22 protein-coding genes and 1 riboswitch are annotated in these 25,816 nt (G+C 40.7%); of the genes, 6 read left to right on the top strand and 16 right to left on the bottom strand.

All coding sequences use genetic code 11. The features are described from left to right. Positions 1–64 precede the first annotated feature (64 nt). The 3 genes from KF872_04535 to KF872_04525 all read right to left on the bottom strand — a co-directional run bounded on the left by KF872_04535 (position 65) and on the right by KF872_04525 (position 3,961). Positions 65–1,045 carry a DUF4465 domain-containing protein gene (locus KF872_04535; protein MBX2902804.1) on the bottom strand — a complete coding sequence of 327 codons (981 nt, stop codon included), beginning with the start codon at positions 1,043–1,045 and terminating at the stop codon, positions 65–67. A 113-nt stretch (positions 1,046–1,158) separates the two neighbouring features. Beyond that, a riboswitch (cobalamin riboswitch) is annotated at positions 1,159–1,364 on the bottom strand. Positions 1,365–1,447: 83 nt separating this feature from the next. Next, the gene (locus tag KF872_04530; protein MBX2902803.1) at positions 1,448–3,001 is read right to left on the bottom strand and encodes a methylmalonyl-CoA mutase; all 1,554 of its coding nucleotides are present in this window, start codon (positions 2,999–3,001) and stop codon (positions 1,448–1,450) included. A gap of 42 nt (positions 3,002–3,043) precedes the next feature. After that, positions 3,044–3,961, bottom strand: coding sequence for an LD-carboxypeptidase (locus KF872_04525; GenBank protein ID MBX2902802.1), 918 nt, complete (start codon positions 3,959–3,961; stop codon positions 3,044–3,046). 248 nt (positions 3,962–4,209) lie between these two features. Between KF872_04525 and KF872_04520 the strand changes: the two genes are divergently transcribed. Both KF872_04520 and purB read left to right on the top strand, forming a co-directional pair. Beyond that, a complete protein-coding gene (locus KF872_04520) occupies positions 4,210–10,077 on the top strand; it encodes a hypothetical protein (protein MBX2902801.1) in 5,868 nt (1,955 codons plus the stop codon). Positions 10,078–10,178: 101 nt separating this feature from the next. Further along, entirely contained in the window at positions 10,179–11,516 is a 1,338-nt protein-coding gene (purB, locus tag KF872_04515; GenBank protein ID MBX2902800.1) for an adenylosuccinate lyase, read from the top strand. Here purB and KF872_04510 read toward each other — a convergent pair. Genes KF872_04510 through KF872_04490 form a run of 5 tightly spaced genes read right to left on the bottom strand, consistent with a single transcriptional unit; the run spans position 11,478 to position 15,456 of the window. Continuing rightward, a complete protein-coding gene (locus KF872_04510; protein ID MBX2902799.1) occupies positions 11,478–12,947 on the bottom strand; it encodes an oligosaccharide flippase family protein in 1,470 nt (489 codons plus the stop codon). The genes purB and KF872_04510 overlap by 39 nt on opposite strands. 19 nt (positions 12,948–12,966) lie before the next feature. Then, complete coding sequence (locus KF872_04505; protein MBX2902798.1) at positions 12,967–13,575, bottom strand: OmpH family outer membrane protein; 609 nt, start codon at positions 13,573–13,575, stop codon at positions 12,967–12,969. Between the two features lie 36 nt (positions 13,576–13,611). Then, complete coding sequence (locus KF872_04500) at positions 13,612–13,932, bottom strand: rhodanese-like domain-containing protein (protein MBX2902797.1); 321 nt, start codon at positions 13,930–13,932, stop codon at positions 13,612–13,614. An 11-nt stretch (positions 13,933–13,943) separates the two neighbouring features. Continuing rightward, complete coding sequence (locus KF872_04495) at positions 13,944–14,411, bottom strand: hypothetical protein (GenBank protein MBX2902796.1); 468 nt, start codon at positions 14,409–14,411, stop codon at positions 13,944–13,946. Between the two features lie 16 nt (positions 14,412–14,427). Further along, the gene (locus tag KF872_04490; protein MBX2902795.1) at positions 14,428–15,456 is read right to left on the bottom strand and encodes a trypsin-like serine protease; all 1,029 of its coding nucleotides are present in this window, start codon (positions 15,454–15,456) and stop codon (positions 14,428–14,430) included. An 82-nt stretch (positions 15,457–15,538) separates the two neighbouring features. Here KF872_04490 and KF872_04485 point away from each other — a divergent pair, with 82 nt between their 5' ends. The 3 genes from KF872_04485 to KF872_04475 all read left to right on the top strand — a co-directional run bounded on the left by KF872_04485 (position 15,539) and on the right by KF872_04475 (position 17,635). After that, positions 15,539–15,943, top strand: coding sequence for a hypothetical protein (locus tag KF872_04485; GenBank protein MBX2902794.1), 405 nt, complete (start codon positions 15,539–15,541; stop codon positions 15,941–15,943). A 22-nt stretch (positions 15,944–15,965) separates the two neighbouring features. Beyond that, positions 15,966–16,754 carry a segregation/condensation protein A gene (locus KF872_04480; GenBank protein MBX2902793.1) on the top strand — a complete coding sequence of 263 codons (789 nt, stop codon included), beginning with the start codon at positions 15,966–15,968 and terminating at the stop codon, positions 16,752–16,754. Positions 16,755–16,819: 65 nt separating this feature from the next. After that, complete coding sequence (locus KF872_04475; GenBank protein ID MBX2902792.1) at positions 16,820–17,635, top strand: class I SAM-dependent methyltransferase; 816 nt, start codon at positions 16,820–16,822, stop codon at positions 17,633–17,635. Between the two features lie 4 nt (positions 17,636–17,639). Here the strand turns inward: KF872_04475 and KF872_04470 are convergent, their stop codons facing one another. The 8 genes from KF872_04470 to KF872_04435 all read right to left on the bottom strand — a co-directional run bounded on the left by KF872_04470 (position 17,640) and on the right by KF872_04435 (position 25,047). After that, positions 17,640–18,911 (bottom strand): serine hydroxymethyltransferase, encoded by a 1,272-nt coding sequence (locus tag KF872_04470; GenBank protein MBX2902791.1) that lies wholly within the window; start codon positions 18,909–18,911, stop codon positions 17,640–17,642. A gap of 75 nt (positions 18,912–18,986) precedes the next feature. Next, on the bottom strand, positions 18,987–19,598 hold the full coding sequence (locus tag KF872_04465; protein ID MBX2902790.1) for a CAP domain-containing protein: 612 nt from the start codon (positions 19,596–19,598) through the stop codon (positions 18,987–18,989). A 29-nt stretch (positions 19,599–19,627) separates the two neighbouring features. After that, positions 19,628–20,854, bottom strand: a complete 1,227-nt coding sequence (locus KF872_04460) for an ABC transporter permease (GenBank protein MBX2902789.1) — start codon at positions 20,852–20,854, stop codon at positions 19,628–19,630. Positions 20,855–20,865: 11 nt separating this feature from the next. After that, complete coding sequence (locus KF872_04455) at positions 20,866–22,638, bottom strand: 2-oxoacid:acceptor oxidoreductase subunit alpha (protein MBX2902788.1); 1,773 nt, start codon at positions 22,636–22,638, stop codon at positions 20,866–20,868. A 97-nt stretch (positions 22,639–22,735) separates the two neighbouring features. Continuing rightward, positions 22,736–23,089, bottom strand: coding sequence for a 30S ribosome-binding factor RbfA (gene rbfA / locus KF872_04450; GenBank protein MBX2902787.1), 354 nt, complete (start codon positions 23,087–23,089; stop codon positions 22,736–22,738). A 124-nt stretch (positions 23,090–23,213) separates the two neighbouring features. Continuing rightward, positions 23,214–23,948: a hypothetical protein gene (locus tag KF872_04445; GenBank protein MBX2902786.1), complete on the bottom strand. Its 735-nt coding sequence runs from the start codon at positions 23,946–23,948 to the stop codon at positions 23,214–23,216. Positions 23,949–24,036: 88 nt separating this feature from the next. Beyond that, complete coding sequence (locus KF872_04440; protein ID MBX2902785.1) at positions 24,037–24,414, bottom strand: hypothetical protein; 378 nt, start codon at positions 24,412–24,414, stop codon at positions 24,037–24,039. Further along, the gene (locus KF872_04435; protein ID MBX2902784.1) at positions 24,415–25,047 is read right to left on the bottom strand and encodes a septal ring lytic transglycosylase RlpA family protein; all 633 of its coding nucleotides are present in this window, start codon (positions 25,045–25,047) and stop codon (positions 24,415–24,417) included. It lies immediately after the preceding gene. A 132-nt stretch (positions 25,048–25,179) separates the two neighbouring features. On the opposite strand from KF872_04435, the gene cysC reads away from it, so the two are divergent. After that, the gene (cysC, locus tag KF872_04430) at positions 25,180–25,815 is read left to right on the top strand and encodes an adenylyl-sulfate kinase (protein MBX2902783.1); all 636 of its coding nucleotides are present in this window, start codon (positions 25,180–25,182) and stop codon (positions 25,813–25,815) included. Position 25,816: the final 1 nt, after the last annotated feature.

The following is a 25,816-nucleotide window of genomic DNA, read 5'->3' as shown; positions in this document are numbered from 1 at the left end:
CACAATCCCACCACAGCAAATAATGCTGAGCAACAGAATTGTGCCGTTTGTTGAAGGCGCCACATTAGTGTTGTACGCTAAATTTAATAGTTTGTAAAGTATTGTTTACCCGCACAGCTGCAAAGTAAATTCCATTAGGCAAGTCTGTGGTTGTAATAGCTGCTTGGCTTACTGCGGTATAGTTTTCTTCTTTTAGTATTGTTCCGGCAATAGAAGCAATGGTTACGCTAAAATTGGCTTCTTCTTCTAAAACAATATGGAAGTTTTGTCCTGCAATAACGGGATTAGGAAATGCTTTTGCATGGATAGAAGCAGTTTCGCTAATGGCTGTAACACCATCGTAGAAGGTAAAATTATCTATGGCAAAGTAGGCAGGAGTATTCATGCCAAAGGAGCCAACATCTGAAGATGCAAGTTGAAAAGTTAGGCTATCTACATTGCCCAATGCCGATAGGTTTACCCATGCCCACTCATCTAAAATGTAATCTTGCGTGCTGTCTGCAAATCGGTAATCGGCAAGATAAAAGTTTACGGTATCGGTTTTAACAGCACCATTTAAGTAGCCTTTTACGGTTACATAAAAGTAATCTGGATCGCTGCCGTTGGTGCCACCAAATTTTTTTGCAAATGCATCACCGTTTTTCATGCTAAAATAGGCATAGGTTGTATTGGTAATGTTGAAACCTTTTACGGTTTTTCCTGCTGCATTGCCGCTTAATTTTACGTTGCCAGAGCCAAATACAACAGCATAAGTATTGCTATTGTGCCCGCTGCCGGTAATGGCGCTGTATTGGTTGGCAATGCCTGTGGTTACTTTGTCTTGCTTGGTAGAAGGTACAAAACCGCTCGACCAATAGCCGCCAAAGGCAGTATCCCAAGTGGAGTGAAAGTACACGAGTGTGTCGCCCAAGCCTCCGTTTAAATCTTTTGCAGCAACAAATGAATCTACAGGCACTTGTAAATTTTCGAAAGTATAAACTACTTGTGCGTTTGCTGAAAACGCAGTGATGCCTAAAGCACCTAACAGCATGTAAAGTTTGTTCATGTTGTACACATGTTTTTTAATGATGAAAAAATGCACGTTCGTGTAGAGAAGGATTCGGAATACACAAATGCCCGGAACAAATGGTATTATTCTTCACTTTTCTTCCCGAAAGTTTTGAATGTTGTTGCCTTGGCAGGTCTTCTGGCTTACCGGTTCAGATTTCCTTCCCATTGCGTTTGGCGCAACAGTGGATTGAAGTTTATTCTTATTTTTTCTTTTGGTAAGAAAAAATCCGGCTTACAGCAGCGGGAACTGCCTCCGATTTACACGGAGTTCCCTTTTAATTCATATTGGTTAAACCAAGTTTGAAACCGTAGCGGTGCAAATAGAGTGTTTTTGTTTTGAGGAATAAAAAAATATGCTCAAAAAAGTTTCAACACCATGTGCTTTAGTAAGGTGGTATTAGCCTTTATGTTCTCCAAAAATATTGCGGAGTGTATCGGCAATTTCGCCTAGTGTGCAGTTGTTTTCTACGGCTTGCACTACGTGTGGCATTAGGTTGGAACCGTCTTTGGCGGCTTGGGCTATGGCTTCTATACTTTGCTTAAACAATTCCGGTTGGCGGTTGGCTCTTAGCGCAGCTAACTTTTCGCTTTGTTTTATTCTTATGGAATCGTCTATTTTAAACACGTTTTCGTGTGCTTGCTCTGCTTCTTGAAACTTGTTTACGCCTACAATAATTTTGCTTCCATTTTCTATTCCTTTTTGATATTCATAAGAAGCGCGTGCAATTTCTTGCTGCATAAATCCTTGTTCTATGGCGCTTACGGCTCCTCCCATCTTATCAATGTGGGCAATATATTTCCAGGCTTCGGCTTCAATTTCGTTGGTAAGTGCTTCTACAAAATGGGAGCCTGCCAATGGATCTACGGTGTGGGTTACGCCACTTTCGTAACCAATAATTTGTTGGGTGCGCAATGCTAATTTGGCGGCTTCGGCAGTTGGTAAACTCAGGGCTTCATCGTAGCCGTTGGTGTGGAGCGATTGTGTGCCTCCGAGTACAGCAGCCAGGGCTTGTAGTGATACGCGTACAATATTGTTTTGAGGCTGTTGTGCGGTGAGGGTGCTGCCGCCTGTTTGTGTGTGAAAGCGCAGCATTTGCGCCCGCGGCTCGGTGGCGCCAAGTTCTGCCGTAATCTTTGCCCACATTCTGCGGGCTGCACGGAATTTTGCAATTTCTTCAAAAAAATTGTTGTGTGCATTAAAGAAAAAACTGAGGCGCTGCCCAAATTTATTGATGTTTAGTCCTTTTTCTATGGCAGCTTGGCAATATGCTTTTCCGTTGCTTAATGTAAAGGCAATTTCTTGTACTGCGGTGGAGCCTGCCTCGCGAATATGGTAGCCGCTAATAGAAATGGTATTCCATTTAGGTACTTCGCGGTGGCAGTATTCAAAAATATCGGTAATAATGCGCATGCTGGGTTTGGGAGGATAAATGTATGTGCCGCGTGCTGCATATTCTTTCAGGATATCATTTTGTATGGTGCCATTTAGCTTTTTTATATCTGCACCTTGTTCTTTTGCCACGGCAATGTAGAGTGCCAGCAATATAAAGCCGGAGGCGTTAATGGTCATAGATGTTGAAACATCTTCGAGCTTTATGCCGTTGAAAAGTGTGCGCATATCTTCTATGCTGGAAATGGCAACGCCCACTTTGCCTACTTCGCCTTCGGCAAGCGGATGGTCGCTATCGTAGCCAATTTGGGTTGGTAGGTCGAAAGCCACGCTTAACCCCATTACACCTTGTTTCAATAAATAGTGGTAGCGCTCGTTGCTGGCTTCGGCAGTGGAGAATCCTGCATATTGGCGCATGGTCCATAGCTTGCTGCGATACATTTCGCTGTGTACGCCTCTGGTAAATGGAAATTCGCCCGGTTGCTCCGGTAAAAGCGTTTGCGGTTCATACACACGTTTTATTTCAATGCCGGAATCGGTGGCTAATTTTTTTTCGCTCATGTTGCAAATGAATTAAAAGTTCGGTTGATACGGTAACGGCTTTTAGCACATTTCCAATACCGATTGTTGTGTTTCTACTTTCAGGCGGTAATTATTGCCCAAAACAAGGGCGCAGTTATTAGCAATATGCCCTGCAGGAAAATTAAACGCAATTGGAAATGAAAATGGCTGCAAGTGGGCTGCAATAATTTCTTCGGCTGCTTGACCAAACGGTATGGTATTGTCTTTCATTTCAGTAAAACCTCCGCACAGTAAGGCGCTGAGTTGCTGTATTTTATTGGCGCGTTTTAAGTTCCAAAGCATGCGGTCTATATGATATAGATACTCGTCTAAATCTTCAATAAACAGTATTTTTTTGTGATTGTCCATAACGGTTTGTGTGCCGGTAAGTGAATACAAAATAGATAAGTTTCCTCCGGTAACTATGGCTTCGGCAATGCCCTGCCTGTTAAGTGGATGCGGTGGAAAAGTGTAGGCTGTTTTTATACCTGAAAGTACTTGGTGCAGCGAGTGTTTGGCTTCTTCGGTGGCAGTTGCCAAGGTAGATGCCATAAGTGCATGTATGGTTTTTATGCCTAAGCACTGGTTGATGAGAGCATGCAGGTAAGTTACATCGCTAAAACCTATAATCCATTTAGGTTGCTTTAGCAAGGGTGAAAAATCAATTTTATCCATTATCTGTACCGTGCCATAGCCTCCGCGGGCACAAAAAATGGCTTTTGCTTGCGGGTGTGCAATTGCTGTTTGAAAATCTTTTAGTCGAAGTGCTGCATCTCCGGCAAATTGATGTTCGGCCACACCAATAGTTTTTCCAATAATGGTATTAAATCCCCAGCTTTCGAAGAGTTGAACAGCGGGCTGTATTTCTTCTTCGGAAATAGAACGGGCGGTGCTGAGAATGTATATGGCATCGCCTTTTTGTAGAAAATCGGGTGTAAGCAGCATTAGGCAAACCTGCACAAAAAAAATTACTCTGAAATATAGTTGTGCAAATTGAATTTCCGGTGGCTATGGCTGAGGGGCGCTATAAATCAATTGGCGATGAGAATACAATTGATTTCAAAATAAGAACATTTAGTCTAAAACAATTGTTCTTGTTTATTGATTTTACTAATAACTATTGAATTTATGCTGTTTAGGTGAAACATTATACTGTTCGTTCCGTAATACAAACTATTCGTTCTAAAACGAAGAATAAAAATTACAAAATGATGTTAGCACAAAAACTCCTCTCCGCTAAGTCAGTTAAAGAATGGAATATTCTAAAACGGCTATTAATCTTTTCAGCTTTAGTAATATCCGGGCTGTGTTCAAAAGGTCAAACTTCTTACACATGGAATGCTGCCGCAGGTAGCAGCAGTTGGGCTTCGGCTTCTAACTGGACTCCTGCAGGTGTGCCCATTGCAGGCGATAATGTAACTATTGTAGCTGCGGCAAATGCTCCGCTTTACGATGGTACGGTACTCAATAATTTCACCATCACTTCAGGCTCAATAGATTTGGGTGGAGGAACTTTGGTAGTTAACGGCAATGCTACTTTTACTTCAGGTACGGTAGCAAACGGCCGTGTATCTGCACAAGGCGGTGCTACTGTTTTTACCAATACTACTTTTAACTGTAAGGTATATTCTTCTACTTCTAATGTTACCATTAGCGGGGGCACTTTTAACGATAGCACTACCATTATTAAAAATGGAACTACCGACCAAACTATGGCAGGTAATGCTGTTTTTAATGCGCCACTTAGTTTGCGCATCACTAATACAGGAAGAATGGCAATTAACGGTAACATGACTTTTAATGGTGTTACCTCACTGTATAATGCGGGGCAAGATTATTTTATTTTAGAGAATACAACTGCTAACCAATACAACAACGATTTGTATTTAACCATTGCAGGCAGTAATGCGGGCGATATTAGACTTGGTTATAGAGCCAGCATTACTTATCATGGCGATGTTTATGTAAGCAGCGAAAGTGGAAATGGCGATATTTTTCTTTCGGAAGGTGCTGCTTATGGCGCTACGCTTGCTGCCGGAAAACATATTTTTGTTGGTAGCGGAGGTTTCAATTCAGGTAACTTATGGGTGCAAAGAGTTACACAAGCAGGTACAGAAAATCAAAGTATTGAACTTACAGGGACTGCTTCGCTAAGATTAGGACCATCAACTACATTTAACGGAATAACCGATTTTAAAGCACCGCGTGTGTTTTTAAATGGCGTAACTTGTAACGATTCTTCATTTATTGTGAAGAAAGGAACCGGAGGCGATCTTGGTTCGGGTGGAAATACATTTAATGGATATGTATCGCTCATAAATGCAGCCACATCAAACGGATATTTTAGAACAAGCGGCAACAACACATTCAATGGCACTCTAAAAATTGAAAATTATTCAACTGCCGATGTATTGCCCGATTTAACTTTAGGAAGCAGCTATAATGGTACTACTGTCTTATATAAGCATGCTGCAGGTTCTATACGCATGGCTTTCAATGGAACTTCAAACTTTAATGGAGATATTATTGTGAACAATACGCATGCTTCGAATAGTATAATATTTTGCGAATCTGCTGCGGCTAATGCTACATTGGCAGCAGGCAGAGTAATAGAAGTGGGTGGCAGTGGTTTTACAGGCGGCACGCTTACCTTACAAAGATTTACTCAAGCAGGAGCTACACCACAAACATTGGCATTAACGGGTGGTAGCTTAACTTTAGGCGCTTCGGTTGTGTTTAATGGCAATGCCAATTTTTCTTCAATCGGCACAGGTACTGTTACTATTTCTAATGGCGATGTGTTGAATGGAAAAGTAACGGTTGTTGCTCCTCGTGTTTTACTAAACGGTGCTACCTTTGCCGATTCTACATGGATTTCAAAAACGGGAGCAGGTTCTAGTGTAAGCACAGGTGGAAATACCTTTAATAGTTTTGTTGCTATATCTGTGGGTGCAGCGGCAGGGCAACTAAGAATAAATAATGGAAACACTTATCATGGTGATGTAGTGTTGAGTAATGCTTCTACTCAACCACTTGAGTTAGATTATAGTTCTGGTAGTACCTACAATAGCAAAGTGTTTATTACTAAATCAGGTGCAGGCAGCATAAGTATTGCAAGAAACGGAGCAAATGTGTTCAACGAACATATAGAGCTAAACAGTACACACGCATCGGGCGGTATTTATTTTGGTGATGGAACAAGTTCTGCCATTACATTAGCAAGCAATAAAAGAATTATAGTTGGCGCAGGTGGCGTGAGTGGCGGTTTAGTGCAAATCCAACGGATGAGCCAAAGTGGGACTACTTTGCAAGACTTCACTTTTTCGGGTAATGCTTCTTTGAACCTGCTTGCGGGAAACACCTTTGCCAATAATGTAAATATAAGTTTAGCGGGTACCGGAATCATAAATCTTGGAAGTACAACTAACTTTAATGGACAATGCCATGTGAGTGCACCACAAGTACTCTTAAATGGTGCTACTTTTGGCGATTCTACATGGATAACTAAAACAGGTGCAGGCGCTAATACGGGCAATGGCGGCAATATCTTCCAAAGTTATGCTTCAGTTTCTCTTGCTGCTACTGCCGGAGGTTTTTTAAGAACCAACTATGGTAACACTTACAATGGCACATTAGAATTAAGCAATGCTTCCGGCCAAGAATTGCTGCTTGGTTTAATTTCTGCAAGCACCTACTCCGGAGATGTGTTGTTACGCAAAACCGGAGCCGGAAATCTACGCGTTGCGTATGCCGGAGCCAATACATTTGGTGGCGATATTGTGTTGAACAATACGCAGGCATTGGGTAGTATAGCATTCTGTGAAGGTACGGGAGCTGCAGCTACGCTTGCCAGTGGTAAGAAATTTTTAGTGGGGCCAAGTGGCGTGAGTGCGGGAACAGTACTTATTCAAAACATTACACAAAGTAGCGCAACCGATCAAGATTTTACTTTTACAGGCAATGCTTCTTTGAACTTAGCAAAAGGAAATAATTTTGCAGGAAATGTAAATGTAGATTTAGTAGGAACAGGAGTTGCTACAATTGGAGCAACAAACACACTCAATGGAAAAAACACCATTACAGCTCCTCAGTTATTTTTGAGCGGTACTACCTTTGGCGATTCTACTTGGATTACTAAAACAGGCATAGCCAACAATACAAGCAACGGCAGCAATACGTTTAATGGATTTGTATCTATTTCGTTGGCTCCAACAGCAGGCGGTTATTTAAGAACTAATTATGGCAATACTTTCGCTGGAAATGTGGTAGTAAGCAATTCATCTGGTTATGAAATTCTTTTAGACTACTTATCGGGTAGTACCTACAATGGCAATGTAGTACTTAATAAAACAGGTGCGGGCAATGTAAGAGTTGCATACAGTGGAACTAATGTTTTTAATGAAAACATTGAGTTGAATTGCACGCATGCAACAGGCGGAATTTATTTAGGAGAAGCAACAGCCGCAGCTATTACATTAGCTTCAGGAAAAACTATTGCAGCAGGAAGTGTTGGTATTACCGCAGGAGTTGTGAGTATCAGAAACTTTACACAGCTTGGCAACACACCGCAAGTGTTGAACTTATCGGGAACAGCTTCGCTTTACTTTAACAGCGGAAATACTTTTAATGGTGATGTAACGAGCACCTTGAGCGGCTTAGGCACTTTTACGGTTGCTGCGGGTAATATCTTTAATGCTAAAACTAATTTTACTGCTCCTCAACTATTGCTGCATGGCGCCACTTTTGCAGATTCAAGTATTATTGAAAAGAATGGCTCCGGCTCCAACAGTTCTGCAGGTGGAAATGTATTTTCCGGTTTTGCATTGTTGAAAAACAGCAGCAATGGCACATTCATAATGGGAGCTACCAATGCCGATACTTTTGCACAGAAAACGGTGCTATTAAATACCGGAGCCGGATATTTGTTTATGGCCAATAACCACATTGGTAAAACCACATTTTTTGGCGATACGCTGATAGCAGTAAATAGCTCTGTTGTGGCTGCAGGCAATCCGGGAATTCGTTTTTGCGAAGGAAACAGTACAGCTTGCGAATTCAATGGTGTAGTAATTGCTTCTAATGAAGGAACCGGAGCCTCTAACTTAATTCGCTTTCAAAATGGGTTAGGTCAGTCTGTTTTCAATAGAAGAGTATATTTTAATAACAATTGCTCGGGCTCTGCATCAATTATAGATGTAAGTTACAGAGGTAATGCTGTATTTAACGATAACGCATATTGCAGCGCAACCGGAGGTACCGGAGTGAGCTTTGGAAGAGGTAACGGTACTAGTGCTTTTTCCAGCACATGCAGAATATTATTGGGTGCAGGAGGTTATAGCGCTTCTAACTTTTTATTGAATAAAGTGCAGCAACTTGGTGCAAGAGGCCCGGTTACTATATCGTTGGGTGGCGCTACCATACTTACCGTAAGCAACTCAAGTTTTGGTGAAGAAATAGATTTTATAGCACCGCAAGTAAATTTTGTTAGAGATACTTTTAACAACGTAGTTAGAATTACAAAAAATGGAACAGGCAACAATGCATGGACAGGAGGCAATGTATTTAATGATAGTGCTATCATTACAAACGAGTCTTCTTCTTACCTTTATTTAGCTGCTACTATTCAAGATGAGTACAACGGCAATGCAAAGTTTGTAAGAACAGGAGGCGGACTATTAGACCCAACTTACAATACTGCTGTAACGTTTAAAAACACATTAGAAACAGCAGGCACAGGTGTAATAACATTCGGCACATTTGGCGCAAACGGATATGTAGTAATGGCAGGCGATTCTCTTCAAACCATCGTAGGCGCTCCGGCACTTACTCCTGCAATAAGAAGACTAACCATAGATAAAAATCCGGCCTATCCGGTAGTGCTACATACTCCGGTGGATATAGCAGTAAACGGATTGCTTACACTCACCAACGGAAAAATTTTATCGGATAGTTTGAATGTTCTTACCTTATTAAACAATGCTACTTCAAATATTGGAAACAAAAATGCTTATGTAGATGGTCATTTAAACTACGAAATGGCAGCAGCTACTACAAGGTTACTTACTTTCCCGATAGGTAGAGATACTGTATATCGCCCGGTAGAGCTAACTGTGCGCCACAATGCAGCCACTAGTTACACATACGCTGCGCTGTTGAAAAACGAATCTGCCAGAGCTTTAAACAGAACACTTTCCGATAGCATCAACCTAGTTTCCGATATGCGTATTTGGAAAATAGAAAGAATGGTTACTGCTACTAAAGTGAAGTCTAATGCAAATTTACAAGGCAACCAAGTAATTACACTGTATTACGATAGCTCCGATTATGTAGAAGATGCCGCCAACTTGCGCATTGTAAAGAATACATCGGCCCAACCCAATAAATGGATAAGCATTGGAGGTGTAGGCAGCGCCAATGGTGCAGGATTTATTACCTCCACATCCAATCCTTCCGCTTTTAATTCTTTCAGCGATTTTTCTTTAGGAAATAAAAATGGAGGCGGCAACCCGCTACCTGTAACATTACTACACATTAAAGCAACTGCAGCATCAAAGCAAATTAACTTGGAATGGGCAACAGGTGCAGAAATAAACAACAAAGGTTTTGAAGTGCAACGCAGTACCGATGGCGAAAATTTTGAAGCCATAGGTTGGGTAGATGGAAACGGGTACACAACAGAAACTATCAGCTACACTTTTGAAGATAAAAAAGTTACGGCAAACGTAGTGTACTACTATCGCTTAAAGCAAATTGATTTCGATGCACAATTTGAAATTACCAAAGTAGTAAGTGCAATGGTAAAAGAAGGCAATACTAAAACTATTGAGTGGGCAAGCATTGCAACAGTAGGTAGTGCACAAGCCAAATTGATGCTGAATGCAGCAGCAGAAGGTGTACTTTCTGTTAGAACATTCAATTTGAGTGGAGCACTTATTTACGATATGCAACAGCCTGTGTATGTGGGATTAAACCAAATAGAAATGCAATTTGAGCAAGCACTGGCATCGGGCACATACATTACCGAAGTTTCAATAAACAACGAAACCAAATACATAAAATGGGTGTCTGCCAGATAAGCAATAGATACGTATAGCTAAAGTCCCGCTACTCGGTAAAATTTTAAAATCGGGTAGCGGGATTTTAGTTTGGTTCTTCATTTAGTTTTTAATTTTGCACCATGCAATTACAAGAACTTACTGCAGTTTCTCCCATAGATGGACGTTATAGAAATAAAACAGCAGCGCTTTCAAACTACTTTTCGGAATATGCACTTATTCGCTACCGCGTGTTGGTAGAAGTGCGTTATTTGCTGGCATTGGCATCAGATATTCCCGCATTGAATGAATTGAAAAAGCATAGCGATAGTATTGCTGCCATTGCCGAAAATTTTTCGTTGGCAGATGCCGAAGTAATAAAAGCAACCGAAAAAATTACCAACCACGATGTAAAGGCAGTTGAGTATTTTGTAAAAGAAAAGTTAGAAAGACTGGGGCTTTCGGCATACAAAGAATTTGTACACTTTGGGCTTACTTCGCAGGATATAAATAATACGGCAATTCCACTTTCTATAAAAGATTTTTTTGCAGAAGTATTAGTGCCCAATACTCAAAAATTAGTAGCGCAATTGGCTCAAATGGCAGATAGTTGGCAGCACATTCCAATGTTGGCACATACACATGGGCAACCGGCTTCGCCTACCAAACTTGGAAAAGAAATACAGGTATTTGTAGAGCGTATTCAAAAGCAATTAAACGAATTGCAGCGCATACCCAATGCAGCTAAATTTGGTGGCGCTACCGGAAATTTTAATGCACATAAAGTGGCGTTCCCCAATACAGATTGGAAACAGTTTGCCGAAAATTTTGTGAATGCAGATTTGGGATTACATCGCAGCACTTACACCACACAAATTGAACATTACGATTACTTGGCTGCACAAATGGATGCGCTCAAGAGAATCAACAATATTCTTATAGACCTATGCCGCGATGTTTGGACATACATAAGTATGGAGTATTTTAAGCAAAAGGTAAACAAGAACGAAGTAGGCAGCAGTGCCATGCCGCACAAAGTAAATCCAATAGATTTCGAAAATGCCGAAGGCAATTTGGGCGTGGCAAATGCACTGTTGGAGCACTTTGCTGCCAAGTTGCCCATTAGTCGTTTGCAGCGCGATCTCACAGATTCTACGGTCTTGCGCAATGTAGGCGTACCAATGGGGCACATAGCCATTGCCATAGCTTCTATAGAAAAAGGCTTGGGCAAATTATTGTTGAATGAAGCTAAGTTACACAGCGATTTGGAAGCCAATTGGGCAGTAGTGGCAGAGGCCATACAAACGGTTCTACGTAGAGAAAATTATCCGAATCCTTACGAAAAATTAAAGGAGTTAACCAGAGGAGCCGAGGGCATTACCCGCGAAAGCATTGCTTTATTCATTCAAAGCTTAGAAGTAAGCGAAACTGTAAAGAGCGAGTTAAGCGCCATTACTCCGTTTAACTATACGGGCATTTAAACCTGCAATTATTTTTTGTAGTTCATGTATGGGTACTACTTGCAGCAGCAGTGCCAGTATTGCAATAATGCCCATGCTTACAACAAGCGCAAGTACCGATGCTGCCACCACTTGGCTAAAAGCATAGCAAGTTGCAAAACTTACAGCCGTAAATGCCAATAAACTACCTAAGAATTTTAATGAAAAACGAATATCGGTTCTGCTCACAACTGCAACAAAGTGTAATACGCAAACCAATATATTGGTAGCCAATGCAGTTGCGGCACTGCCTACTGCACCCAATTGGGGAATAAAGATGTAATTGGCTGTAAAGTTGAAAGCCACAGCTGCCAATGATATTTTACACAGTGTAAAAATTTCGCCTTTAGCAGTGAGCAATGTACCCATAATGTATATATACGATGCAGGAATAAATGCCAACATGGTAAATACAAATACTTGTTGCCATTCTTTACCCGCTTGGTGGTAAAGAATTTGCAATAAATATGGTGCCCACACCACACACAATACCGAAACACCCACTGCAAAAACAGTGATGCCCTGTAAGCCAAAACCAACCAAATCTTCGTTAGATTTTTGTTGCTTGAAGTTAGCGGCAAACATGGGTAAAAGTATGGTGCTGAATAAAAAACCAAATTGGTTGGCAGCATCAAAAATTCTAAACGAGGCTGCGTAAATACCTGCTTGCAAAGCTCCGTTTGTACCCAATAAACTTTCCAGGAGTACTGCATCAATTCTTGCGTAAATGGTCATTAACAGAACCAATAGTGCATACGGGAAAGTAGATTTTAAAATTTTGCACCTGAATTTTGCACTCCATATTTTAAAATTCCATCCGGCTCGGGTGGCTACTATGCCGCCCGCAATTGCGCAAGTAATAAGCAATGCGGCAGACTGTGCAAGAATAAAAGATACAATACTTAACTCTGTAACGCCCCACCAAATAATGCTGCCGCAAAAGAAAATAGAAAGCAGTCTATCGGTAATAGAAATAATACTGTCGGCCTTAAACAGCTGTAACGCCTGCAAATTCGAACGGAAAAATAAAATAAGTGTAAGCAGTATCTGGTTACATAACAGCAAACTGAGCAGTTGTAGCTTTTCGGCATTAAAGCCATTCCACCATGCAGCAATAAAGGTGAGTGAAAAGTAAACTACTGCCAGTAAAACTTTTAGTAAAAGCAAATTGCCAAAGTACTCAGGTAAGCGCCCCTGTACTCTCGATACCGCACGATTGTTGAAGTTATTTAAACCAACATCCAGCAATACGCTGAACAAAAGCGAGTAATTAAAAACTGCAAAGAATAAACCATAAGATGCAGCGCCTAAAGTGTTTTGCACCACACGGTCTATGCCAAAAATCCAAAATGGCTTTACCAATAAATTTGCTCCAATTAGAATAGCAAGATTCAGAGCAAATTTTTTGCGCATAGAGTAGGAGAGGGCTAAGTTATTGCTTAGATTCTTTGGTGTGTTGTTCGTTCATACCATTTACTACATCGTTGGTAATATTGTATGCTTCGTCATGAAACAACAGTGGCCCACCTTTTATATGGCTGAAAATAAATGAATAGCGTTTATCGGCATTATACACACTTAAAAAAGAATCTAATCGGTCTTGTAAATCTTTATTAAAGGCCTCTTGTTCATCTACAAATTGCTTGGTCATGCGGTCGCGCATTTCTTCCAATTCCATTTGTTTTTGGTACATTCTTTTTTGTGCCTCTTCTCCTTCGCTTTGGGTCATGGTGGCTGCGCGCTCTTGCAGTGCATACAATTCTTTTTGGAATGCAGCTGCCTTTTGAGTTAAAGTGGTTTCAATACTTTTTTGGCGTTTTTCTAATTCAATTTTTTTCTCTTTAAATAAAATATAATTGGCTTCTAAAGAATCTAAATCTACATAAGCAATTAAGCCCGATTCTTTTACCGGCACTTGGCTTGCCGATGCAGCAGGTGTGTTTTTGGTAGCAGGTTTTGCCGTAGAAAAATGCAAGTAAAACAATACGCCAACGGCAATAAGCAATAGTGCATTTAAGGAAATTAGAATGGTATCTTTCATGTTGAATGCTGTTTGTGTTTTTATGTTTAGTTTGGTTTAATACTTAGTTATAGACGAATCAATTTCGTTTGACCATGCTAAAATACCGCCTTTTAAATTGTAAAGGTTAGTAAAGTGGTAGGTGTTTTGTAAATACTCTGTAATATACGCGCTTCGAGAGCCGCTGCGGCAGTGTATTACCACAGGTTTTTCGCGCGAAATTTTTTCAATATTTTCTTCAATTTCATCTACGGGAATAAGTATGCCGTTGAGGTTGCAAATATCAAACTCATAGGCTTCGCGTATATCAATCAATTGAAAATCTTCGCCATTATCCATCATGGCTTTTAATTCCACAACTGTTTTTTCTTGTATCATTTCTTTAGGTGCTATTGCACGGTAATGTTATTTATCAATATGGTTTTTTTATTCTTTTTCAGTTTTAGTTTTGCCACATCAAAGGTCATTTCATTCATTACAAATGCCCTGCAATTATCGTTATTTCCTTCGTGCGTAAGGTAAAGTTGCAGGGTGTCTTTAGAAGTTTGTACAGGCTTTATCAATTGAAAACGGTGTACTCTGCAACCTCCGCCATATTTTACTTTCACCTCCAGCGCTTTCTTTTTTAAACCCTTTAAACTGGCATCGGCAATTTGGAAATTGAGTTCTGCTCTATCTGGTTTCCATTCGCGCTTATTCAGCACCACCACTTTGCGCATATACCTTATTTTATTGGTAGAATCTACTACCCACATTTTATCTTTATCACCATCCTTTTTGGGTGCAGAAATGTTTGGTTTTGTAAAGGCAGTGCAACTTAAAAACACAAGCATGCTTATAGCAAATAGAAAGCGCATACGCATAATTTATAGTTTAATGAACAAAGAATTTTTGTGTGCTGAAATCATTTCCCGCAGCAACTTTTAAAAAGTAAATACCGCTTTTGTGGTTAAAAGGTAACTGCATTGTATGCTCGGATGTAGCAGTTGTTTTTTCAATTACTCTTCCGGCAGCATCTATTACTTCAACAGAGTTTATGGCAGCCGGAGCAGTAATATGCAACCAATTATTAGCGTAATAAGCAGTGGTTTGCAGTGGCAATTCGGTATGCTCCACAGCCGTTAAGCTACCTGTAAAATCGGTAATCCATGTGTAGTAGTTTTGCAACTTGGTATAAACACCCGGAAAATTCTTTTCGCCACAGCCTTCGCCCCAGCTTACTACTCCGGTGAGTACTAATTCATTGTTATTGTCGGTAGTAAAGAGCGGCCCTCCGCTATCGCCTTGGCATGCATCGGTGCCTCCGGCCATAAATCCGGCACATAGCATATTGGCAGATATTTGACCATCGTAGGATTGGCTGCCATTGCAAACAGAACTTGCCACAATGGGCACAGAGGCTTCCATTAAGGTGTCGCTTCCTCCAAAACTCCATTTATGAAGTCTGCCCCAGCCAATTATGTTTTGGTCTTTTCCGGCATCGGTAAGGTAAGTTTCGGCAACAGTGGCAAGCCTTATGGGCGTAATAGATGTTATTGGATACAGTAAATGAATAAGCGCTACATCGTTATCGTACGTAGTATCATTAAAATCGGGATGTATGTAAAAGGTATCTATATCTACCGAAAAATAACCCGAAACAGGATTCGATAAATAATAGGTTTTAAAGAATAGTTTCACAGAACTTGGAGTTTCGCCTTCTACGCAATGTGCTGCCGTTACAATCCATTCCGAGTTTATGAGTGAGCCTCCGCAAAAATGCTCGTAAGGATCGCTGCTGTACGAAAGCCCTGCCATCCATTCAAAAGCAGGTGGCTGAACCGGAGTGCCGTTTAGTATTCTCGATTGTGCCACGGCACTTACCGAAAAACCTAACAAACATGCTGCAAACAGTAATCTCATACGTGCGCAAACCTACATAAATTTATCTTCTAAAAATGAACTCCCATACCCAAGATTTAGGAATATTGGCTTCATTTGCCCTATGTTTTATGGCAAAGGCAAACGCACAGCAACAGTAGTGGCAGGCATTTTTATTCTAATAGTAGCTTGCAGTTTTACTACTGTAAGCCCAATGGCAACGCTTATGAAAGGTATGTTGGCATACTTACAAAAAGAAAAGAAAGCAATAGTTGCCAATAAGAAGAAAAATCCGGCACCTGCCAACTATACAGAAATTTATACTGCAGCCATTACCGAGGGAAAAAAACTGGCACCGGAGCATAAAGAACTAAGCCGCCAATTGCTGAATAATCTGTCTAATTATCATACTGCAGCTTCAGGCGATAGAAAAACGCAGTTTAATCTAGTAGTACAAAGTTGCGTAGCCTGCCATAGTAAAGTGTGCCCGGGACCAATTGAAGCAATAGAACAGAACCTGATTGAATAGAAAATATACTTTTGCAGCCCAAATTATGAGTGAAACATTTTCAATAAAACTGCCGCAGTTTGAAGGTCCGTTCGATTTATTGCTCTTCTTTATCGAACGCGATGAATTAGATATTTACGACATCCCCATTTCAAAAATTGCCGAAGACTTTTTGGGGTATATCCATAACATGGAGTTTTTGAATATAGAGTTGGCAAGCGAATTTATTTTGGTTGCAGCCACACTCATGCGCATAAAAGCCAAAATGCTCCTGCCGCGCAAAGAGTTAGATGAACAAGGTAAAGAAATAGACCCGCGCGAAGAACTCGTAAACCGCCTCATAGAATATAAGAAATTTAAGGAAGCCAGCGAAGCGCTCCGGCTTATGGAAGATGAGCGCCAAAGCATTACCAAAAGAGGAAATGCCGCCACAGAAACCGAAGAAATAGCTTCGTTTTTTGAAACTGAGTACGAAATGCAAAGCCTTACCATGCTTCGTTTAATGAAGGCTTTCCAAACCGTGATTACGCGCCTCGAAAAAGAAAAAACCAAAGTAGTACACACCATAGAGCAACCGCCATACACCATTGCAGGCGAAAAAATGGTGCTGCTCGAAAAAGTAAAAGTAGGTACACAAACTCCTTTTACAAGTGTTTTTGAAGAATGCGAAAACCGCATACATGCTATCTTTATTTTCCTGAGTATGCTGGAATTGGTGCAAGAAAAGTTGATAGGTATTACCATTGGCGAAGGCTACAATAATTTTTGGATTACTAAATTTACACCGGAGCAAACAGCCATGCTCAATTCTCCCGAACCTATAGTGGAGTAGCTGCAAAGTTTTTAAGCAGCAGTAAAAATCATTTCTATGTTTGTTTTAAATTGTTTTTAAGAAATATGAGCAGAAAAAAAGAAGCCATTCTAAATTTTATTCCCACCGTTTGGAATAATACATCCGCATTTTTAAAATCATTGATGGCTTTTTCGGAATACTACCATGCCAAATCGGTAGTTAAAAAGCATGGATTTGAGAATGGCTTACCGGTAATAGATTTGCTCGATTTGTTTCCAAATTTTCAATCTTCCATCACCAGTTACAGCTTTTTAGACGGCACCTCGCACACCATAGATTTATTTTTACTAAAAGAATTGGCAAGGCAAATTCCCGATTGCAATTACCTTGAAATTGGCAGTTGGCGTGGCGAAAGTTTAATGAACGTAGTGCCGGAATGTAAAAGTGCAGTTGCCATAAGTTTATCTAAAGACGAAATGCGCAGCATGGGTTTTAATGAAAGAGTGATAGAAATGGATGGCTTTTTCTTACAGCAATTCCCGCAGCTAAAACGAATTGGGCATAATTCGCAAACTTTCGATTTTGCTTCACTCAATCAAACTTTCGATTTAATATTTGTGGATGGCGACCACACTTACCAAGGCGTAAAAGCCGATACTGCCAATGTTTTCAAGCTATTGAAAGATGAAAATTCAATTATTGTATGGCACGATTGCGGCAATAACTATGAAGATATGCGAGCCGATGTAATTGCTGGTATTTTAGATGGCGTACCTGCCGATAAAAGAAACTCAATTTATAGAGTAAGCAATACGCTGTGCGGCATATATTTTCCTAAGAAAATAAATACACATCAGTACACACCCATTGCGCGCCCCAATAAAAGTTTTGAACTTACTATAAAGGCCAACAAAGTATAACCGCTTATTCGTATAGCGGAAAGGCTTTCATATACTCATTTATTTCTGCCTTTACGGTTGCAAGTGCCGTTTCGTTTTCTATGTTGGTAATAATTTGGTTTATCCAGTTGGCAACTTGCGCCATATCTTTTTCTTTAAAACCTCTGGTGGTTATTGCCGGAGTGCCCAAACGGATGCCCGAAGTTACAAACGGAGATTTATCGTCAAACGGCACCATGTTTTTATTGGCAGTAATGTCTGCTTTTACCAATGCGCCTTCGGCTTGCTTGCCCGATACGTTTTTGTTGCGCAAATCTATGAGCATTAAATGGTTTACCGTACCACCCGAAATAATTTTGTAATCCATAGCCACCAGTGCATTTGCCAAGGCTTGTGCATTGGCTGCTACTTGTTTTTGGTAAGTAGTAAACTCAGGCGAAAGTGCCTCGCCAAAGGCTACTGCCTTTCCGGCAATTACATGCTCCAACGGGCCGCCTTGCGTGCCGGGAAATACGGCACCATCTAAAACGGCACTCATGGTTTTTAATTCACCCTTGAGGGTTTTTTCGCCAAATGGATTTTCAAAATCTTGACCAAGCATAATGATGCCGCCACGCGGGCCGCGCAATGTTTTATGTGTGGTAGAAGTAACTATATGGCAATGCGGTAGCGGATTGTTTAGCAACTTTGCAGCTATCATACCTGCCGGGTGGGCAATATCTGCCAGCAATAGAGCTCCTACTTCATCGGCAATGGCGCGGAAGGTGGCGTAATCCCAATCGCGCGAATAAGCACTGGCTCCGCAAATAATGAGTTTGGGTTTTTCTTTGAGTGCGGTTTCGCGCACCTTGTTCATATCAATTACTCCGCTGGTTTCTTCTACTCCGTAAAAAACGGGGCGGTATAGTTTACCTGAAAAATTTACGGGCGAACCGTGTGTTAAATGTCCTCCGTGCGATAGGTTGAAACCCATAATAGTATCGCCCGGTTTTATACATGCCAGCATTACGGCCGCATTGGCTTGTGCTCCGCTGTGTGGCTGCACATTTGCCCATGCTGCGCCAAAAAGTTGCTTTAATCGCTCTATGGCAAGGGTTTCAATTTCATCTACAAAATGGCAACCTCCGTAATAGCGTTTGCCGGGCAAACCTTCGGCATATTTATTGGTTAAGCAACTGCCCATTGCCTGCATTACTTCTTTGGAAGTAAAGTTTTCTGAAGCTATCAGTTCTATACCTTCGCGTTGGCGGTGTAATTCTTTTTCTATTAAGTTGAATATGGCTGTATCTTTTTGCATGGCGCTAAATTGAAAAAATAGCGCTAAAACTTTACCTAAGTTTTATGCAAAAGGTGGATAAATGAAATGGCGGCCTCAGAGTCGAGCAAAACATTGTGTTACTTTCAAAAAGTAATACGATTCCTTTTTATCAAACTCCCATAAGGCGGCACAACCTATGGAGTTGAAGTTTTTGTTCAGTAAATTTTTGCGGTGGTTGGGCGAATCGTAAAAATCTTTCACAATGGCACGTGCTAGATTTATGTAGCTAACACCATTGTTTTCAAAAGGAAATTTGTGAACGTTTTCTGCCATTTCTACATTACTAATTCCAAATAAATGTAAGCGCTGTTCCGGTGTTTTAAGTTGGCTGTTTTTAGCGTTTATATGGTTGTAGAATGAATGAATTACCATTTCGTTGCTATGAATCATGGCGGCATTGCGCAACGCTTCGCTAAACTGAAGTTGCTTTGCATGATGGCGATTCCGTACTTCTTCAGAGGCTTTAAAAATGCACCAATTCATTAAATGAATATCATACGATTCGGTATTTACAAGGCGGTTGGCTTCAGCCGTTTCTTCGGGCTTTTTGCTGTCGGAATATGCTTGCTGTTTAAAATACGATTGATGGGCAAAGCCATTAATGTTATTCAAGTATTGCAATGCATTGAAAGGCAATAGCGCCAGTAAAATCCATAGTGTTTTCATAGATGTAAAACGAAGAAAGACGGAATAAATTATGATGAAAAATTGATAGCCTGCCGCGATGCTCTGTATGCCGGAATAAATGCAGCTACACTGCTAATAACGGCAACTGTGGCTAAACTAAGCAACACATCGGTAGTAAGCACTTTTACCGGATAGGCATCTATTACAAAAGAAGCTCCGCCTTGTGCCAGTTTTATGAAGCCGAAATATTGCTGTAGAAAGCAAACAGCTAAGCCGAGTGCCACGCCAATTATGCCGCCCAACAAGCCTGAAAAAGCACCCTCGAGCAGAAAGATGTTTTTGATTTGCAGCGCAGTAGCGCCCATTGCTTTTAAGATGGATATGTCTTTTTGTTTTTCTATGCCGAGCATGGCAAGCGAGCCTAAGATATTGAACGAAATAATTATTAAAATAAATGTGAGGATGGCATATACTGCCCATCGTTCCAGTTGTACTACGCGGTAAAGCGTTTCGTTTATTTCATCGCGTGTTTTTATGGTGTATTGTTTGCCTAAGGCTGCTTCCATTTCTTTTTTGAAGGTGTTTGGATTGGTGCCACTTTTCAACTTTACTTCATAGGCCGATAGTGCATTTTCTTCTCCAATAAGTTGGCGGGCTGTTTCTAACGATACAAATACATATTTGGAATCGAATTCTTGTTGTACGCTAAATATGCCCGATACAAAAACATATACATTGTTGAAAGCATCTTCGGGCAAAAAAACAGTGGCGTTGGAGTTTTTAGGTACACTTATTTTTAATGGCTCTAAACTGTTTTCTAAACTTACATTTAATGCCGTGTTTATATTGGCACCAACAATGGCAAATTCTTGGCTGCCTTCGTGGGTTAGAAACACTCCTTTGCGGATGTGGTTTTTTATTTCGTTGGTTTGGGAATAGTTGTTGCTTATGCCTTTAATAGTAGCAATAGTAGCGCGGTCTGAATATTCCAAATAGGCATTTTCTTCGAGTGTGGAAGCTATGCTTTTTACTTGTTGGTGTTTCTGCAAGAGATGCATCGTAGCGGAGTCGCTCTCAAAGAATTTTCCCTCTGCCGGCACCACAATTATTTCGGGATAAAATGCGCGGTGCAATTCTTTTATTAAGCCTTCAAACCCATTGAATACACTTAAAACTACAATAAGTGCAAATGCACCTACACCCATGGCTGCCATGCTGATGTAGTTAATAATATTGATGGCATTTACACTCTTTTTAGAGAATAGGTAACGCCAAGCAATTTGCAGTTCAAACACGGCAGTAGTTTTTAATAAAACTTATTGATGGCAGCATAAATTTCGCTTTGCGAAAATGGCTGACCTTGCACTTTGGTAAACGATTCTACTTTCACCAAATAAGATGCTTTAAGCAAGTGTGCCAACTGCCCTGTGTTTATTTCGGGAATAAGTATATGCTCAAAACTATTGATGAGTTCTAAGGTGTTTTTTGGGAAAGGATTTAAATAGCGTAAATGTGCATGGGCTACATCTTTTCCTTCGGCTATGGCTTGTTTTACTGCTGCGCGAATAGAGCCGTAAGTGCCACCCCAGCCCAATACCAGCACTTTGCCGCTTTTATTACCTAATTCAATATGCAGTTCGGGAATATAATTGGCTATAAGGTTTACCTTTTCGGCACGCATGCGAACCATGTTTTCGTGGTTTTGCGGGTCGTAAGAAATATTGCCCGAGAGGCTCTGTTTTTCTAATCCTCCAATGCGGTGTTCCAATCCTTTTGTTCCGGGTAGTGCAATATTGCGAGCCAATTTTTCGTTGCGCTTGTATGGCATAAACTGCTCGCTGTTGGTAGCGCTGCTAAACTCAACATCAATAGCGGGTAAATCATTCTCTTGCGGAAACTTCCACGGTTCAGAGCCATTGGCGATGTATCCATCGCTTAGCATTATTACGGGTGTAGTATGTTGCAAAGCTATTTTACAAGCTTCAAAAGCAGTATAAAAACAATCTGCCGGAGATTGCGCGGCTACAATTGGAAGTGGTGCTTCTCCATGCCTGCCGTACATGGCAAACAGCAAATCAGCTTGCTCTGTTTTGGTGGGCATTCCGGTGCTGGGTCCTGCACGTTGTACATCTATAACTACCAATGGCAGTTCGAGCGAAACTGCCAGCGAAACACTTTCGCTTTTAAGTGCCAAACCCGGCCCCGATGTGCCGGTTACGCCTAAGCTGCCTCCAAACGAAGCACCAATGGCAGAGGCTGCGGCTGCAATCTCGTCTTCTGCTTGGAATGTAACCACACCAAAATTTTTGTGTTTGGCTAGTTCATGCAAAATTTCTGAGGCGGGTGTAATAGGGTAGGTGCCGTAAAACAATGGCAATTTACTTTTTACGGATGCCGCAATTAAGCCTAATGCTGTGGCTGTATTGCCAATAATATTTCTATACACGCCTTGTGGTCGTTTTGCCGGAGCAACTTCAATTCTGTGGGCGATTGTTTCTACTGTTTCGCCATAGTTGTAGCCGGCTTTAAGTACTTGAATATTGGCATCGCGCAGTTGTGGTTTTTTTGCAAATATTCTATGGAGGTCTTCGGTGGTGCTTTGTAAGCTTCTGTGGAATATCCAATACACATAGCCTAATACAAACATGTTTTTGCAGCGGTCTATACTTTTGCCGTCTAAGCCACTGTCTTTTAAAGTTTCTTTGGTGAGTTTTGTAATGTCTATTTTTTGAAGTTGGTAAGCGGCAAGCGAATCGTTTTCAATCGGATTTTCTTCGGTGGTGTAGCCTGCAAGTTTTAGGTTTTTAGATTCAAAGCCCGATATGTCGGCAATGATGATGCCGCCTTTTTTCAGTTGCTTTAAATTGGTTTTTAGGGCAGCAGCATTCATGGCTACCAATACATCGCAGTTGTCGCCAGGGCTGTCTATTTCTTCGCTTCCAAAGTGAAGTTGAAAACCCGAAACACCGGGCAAAGTGCCTTGCGGTGCGCGAATTTCGGCAGGAAAATCAGGGAAGGTGGCAATATCGTTTCCAAATAGTGCAGCATTGGCAGTAAATTCGCTGCCGGTTAGTTGCATTCCATCGCCACTATCGCCTGCAAATTTTATTACTATAGATTTTGCTTGTTCTGACACGGCTAATGAGTTGTGGTTAGTTGAATATTGGTGGTAAAAGTTATTGGTTGTTTTTAAGGTTTTTCAATACCTCTTCCATGTGGAAGACATAGTCTAAAGTATCGTCAATAAAAAATTCCATTTCGGGAATTTTACGAAGTTGGTGGCGTAGCTTTGCGCCTAATTTTCCTCTAAACTCTGGCGTAAGTTCTCTAAATTTTAAAAGGGCTGCTTCTTTATCTTCTACATTAAGCATGCTTAAATAGAAACGGGCAATAGAAAGGTCGGTGGTTACTTTTACATTGGTAACGCTAATAAGACCTTTGCCAAAAATACCTTTGTAATCGCGGGTAAGCAGCGATGTAAATTCTTCTTTAATTAAACCTCCAATTTTTTGTTGTCGCCTATTATCCATTTGCACTCTATTGATGGTGAATTGCAAATGTAGTTTTTGTGCACTAACAGTATTTAAAAATTAAGAGTTGTTGGCAGTAAAAGCAGCGGCAATAATTTTTACTACCGCTGCTTACTTTCATGAATTAGTTGTGTATGTGTTCAAACGAAAATAGGGTGGCATAGTTATTGGCTATTTTTAGTGCATTGGCACCTGCGGTGTTTATTTGTGGAAGGGTGGAGATGTTTATTCCGGTAAATAGTTTTTCAACATTTACAGAAGTATGTAGTTGTACTTTTTTGCTTTGGCGAACTTGCAAGCTGCTGCTGCCAAAATCTATGGTAATAGCTCTTTGTGCCGCATTGGGTGCTTGGTAGCCGCTAATGTGGTACAAAAAACCACTGCCGCTTTGCGGGCTGCTGCCTTCTGCTTTCATAAAAGTATAGCCATTACTTGCATTTTGGTACATGCTACTTAAGCCGGAAATATTGCCGGAAACATTATGGGTGCTATCTACGCCTACCCAAAAATGCACGGATTTATAGTTGCCCGATGGTATATTGCTAAATGGCAGTAACGTAGATGCCGGAGCAGAAATATCTATTAAGTAGCAACTGTCTTTAATGGTATATTGCGCTCCATTTTCGTTCACAAATACAAAATTGCTTACTATGTATTTGAGTGTGGTAAACGTTGCTTGTTGGTTGCTATCGGTTGTAAAAGCTTTGTTAAGCGAAAAGTCATCTTCGTTCCACACGTGCTCCAGTTCTATGCTGGCGCTTCCGCTGCCTTCAAAGTTGTCATCTTTTTTACAAGAAGAGAAAGTGATGGTTAGTATCAATAGTAAAGTACTTGCCGAAGCATATAAGTTAATTTGCATGATGTTTGTTTTTTTTCAGTAGATGAAGAATAATGAACGTATGGAGTTGTGCCAACGCTATTTTAGGATGCTACGAAAGGAAAACAAACTAACCCGATGGTGCATCAATGGCTATAAAAGGACTGGGTGGCAATTGCCATTTCATTAAAATGTAGCGTTGGGCAGTAGATAATGCTTGAGGCTGCAAATTGAAGTTGTATGCCTGTGCTAAAGAATACTCATACTTTGTTTTTAGTATGCTGTGCGATTGCTGTTGTTGGTTTTCTTCCGATTTTTGGAGTTGCTTGCCTAGGTAGCATTTTCCATTACAGTGCAATGCTTTGTTGGCTTTGTTTATACAAAAACTATATGTAATTGCTTGTTTTTGAAAGGTGTACCAAGTGTAAATGCTTAACTGTAAGCAATGCTGCCAGGCAATAGAAAATATAAGTAAAATAATAAGCACCTTCCTGCTAGCAATTACCATTTACTTTAATGCATTTAAAACTTCGTTGTAGTTTAAAACATCTGGAGCTGCCAACTCAAGCGGGAAGTTCTTCATAAGGTTTTGAGCTTCGGCTGCCGACATAAAATTTCCGGCAATGAGCAAAAAATTTTTTTCGCTATTAGAAATGCGCCCTAAATTCACAAAAGCCCCACAACATTCCTTCACGCGCTTGGCTGCCAATGCAGCTTCGGCATAGTTGGTAAACGAGCCAATTTTTACACCAAAATGATTGGCAAAAAGTGTGGAGTCGCTGGCTTTAATTACATACCAAAGCGGCTCGTTGGGTATTACGCGTACTTGCACTTTTACAACTCCGTTTTTTACAAAATCGAGGTCTTTTGCAATTTGCAGTGTTACATCTACACAACGGTTGCGGGCAAATGGACCTCGGTCGGTAACGGTTGCCACCACAAACTTTCCATTCGATAAGTTGGTAATTTCTACCTTAGTACCAAAGGGTAAAGTACGATGCGCACAAGTATAGCTCTCGTTGTTTAGTCGGGTTCCGTTAGATGTTTTTCTACCGTGAAATTTATGGTGGTAAAACGAGGCATAGCAAGTTTGTACTTCTTGCGCCTTTAAACCTAAAAACGAAAAAATACCAATAGCCAAAAGGCTTCTTTTAATGTTTGAATTTAATTTCAAATCTCTACGAAGGTAATAAATAGAATTTTAAGAAACTTTCTGTTATGATTTTTTCAATATCGGAATAAATGAAAGCGGTGTTTTCTATTATTGCTGTTAGTGGAAAAAAACATTCATCCCATTTTCGAAAAGCTACACTCGCGGAGCGATCGAGAACAACAATTGCAACAGCATGCAACGGTGGTTTGGCTCACGGGACTTTCTGGTGCAGGAAAGAGTACCGTGGCAAGAGCATTGGAACACGAATTGTTTTTGCGAGGCTTTAAGTGTTTTGTATTAGATGGCGATAATATGCGAATTGGTATCAATAAGAATTTAGGTTTTACCGATGCCGATAGAAACGAAAACATACGCAGAGTGGCAGAAATTGCTAAACTTTTTATAGATGCAGGCATTATTGTGTTGTGCAGTTTTATTACACCTCTCGAAAGCCAACGGAAAATGGCAAGCCAAATTATTGGCGAGAAAGACTTTTTTCTCACCTACCTAAGCACTCCAATAAATGTTTGTGAAACCCGCGATGTAAAAGGCCTGTATGCTTTGGCAAGGCAGCATAAAATTGACTACTTTACCGGAGTAAATGCACCTTTTGAAGCACCACTGCAAGCACAGGCTACTATAAATACAGAAAACAAAACGGTGTTTGAAGTAACCGATATTTTGCTCCAAGCAATACTGCCTATTGTAACCTATAAAAATGCGCAACCCGAGCAGTACAATTACTACAATATCTAAA

It is taken from the genome of Chitinophagales bacterium (assembly GCA_019638515.1).
Lineage (GTDB): Bacteria > Bacteroidota > Bacteroidia > Chitinophagales > LD1 > UBA7692.
This window is presented reverse-complemented; position numbering and strand designations above follow the sequence as displayed.

What these genes read in the sequence shown, in the direction of transcription:
- KF872_04485 (MBX2902794.1), top strand. Translation starts at nt 15,539, where the DNA reads ATGTTTTATGGCAAAGGCAAACGCACAGCAACAGTAGTGGCAGGCATT.
- KF872_04440 (MBX2902785.1), bottom strand. Translation starts at nt 24,414, where the DNA reads ATGGTAATTGCTAGCAGGAAGGTGCTTATTATTTTACTTATATTTTCT.
- KF872_04465 (MBX2902790.1), bottom strand. Translation starts at nt 19,598, where the DNA reads ATGAAAACACTATGGATTTTACTGGCGCTATTGCCTTTCAATGCATTG.
- KF872_04475 (MBX2902792.1), top strand. Translation starts at nt 16,820, where the DNA reads ATGAGCAGAAAAAAAGAAGCCATTCTAAATTTTATTCCCACCGTTTGG.
- KF872_04520 (MBX2902801.1), top strand. Translation starts at nt 4,210, where the DNA reads ATGATGTTAGCACAAAAACTCCTCTCCGCTAAGTCAGTTAAAGAATGG.
- purB (MBX2902800.1), top strand. Translation starts at nt 10,179, where the DNA reads ATGCAATTACAAGAACTTACTGCAGTTTCTCCCATAGATGGACGTTAT.
- KF872_04510 (MBX2902799.1), bottom strand. Translation starts at nt 12,947, where the DNA reads ATGCGCAAAAAATTTGCTCTGAATCTTGCTATTCTAATTGGAGCAAAT.
- KF872_04445 (MBX2902786.1), bottom strand. Translation starts at nt 23,948, where the DNA reads ATGCAAATTAACTTATATGCTTCGGCAAGTACTTTACTATTGATACTA.
- KF872_04500 (MBX2902797.1), bottom strand. Translation starts at nt 13,932, where the DNA reads ATGATACAAGAAAAAACAGTTGTGGAATTAAAAGCCATGATGGATAAT.
- KF872_04455 (MBX2902788.1), bottom strand. Translation starts at nt 22,638, where the DNA reads ATGCAACTAACCGGCAGCGAATTTACTGCCAATGCTGCACTATTTGGA.
- KF872_04530 (MBX2902803.1), bottom strand. Translation starts at nt 3,001, where the DNA reads ATGAGCGAAAAAAAATTAGCCACCGATTCCGGCATTGAAATAAAACGT.
- KF872_04490 (MBX2902795.1), bottom strand. Translation starts at nt 15,456, where the DNA reads ATGAGATTACTGTTTGCAGCATGTTTGTTAGGTTTTTCGGTAAGTGCC.
- KF872_04535 (MBX2902804.1), bottom strand. Translation starts at nt 1,045, where the DNA reads ATGAACAAACTTTACATGCTGTTAGGTGCTTTAGGCATCACTGCGTTT.
- KF872_04505 (MBX2902798.1), bottom strand. Translation starts at nt 13,575, where the DNA reads ATGAAAGATACCATTCTAATTTCCTTAAATGCACTATTGCTTATTGCC.
- KF872_04495 (MBX2902796.1), bottom strand. Translation starts at nt 14,411, where the DNA reads ATGCGCTTTCTATTTGCTATAAGCATGCTTGTGTTTTTAAGTTGCACT.
- KF872_04470 (MBX2902791.1), bottom strand. Translation starts at nt 18,911, where the DNA reads ATGCAAAAAGATACAGCCATATTCAACTTAATAGAAAAAGAATTACAC.
- rbfA (MBX2902787.1), bottom strand. Translation starts at nt 23,089, where the DNA reads ATGGATAATAGGCGACAACAAAAAATTGGAGGTTTAATTAAAGAAGAA.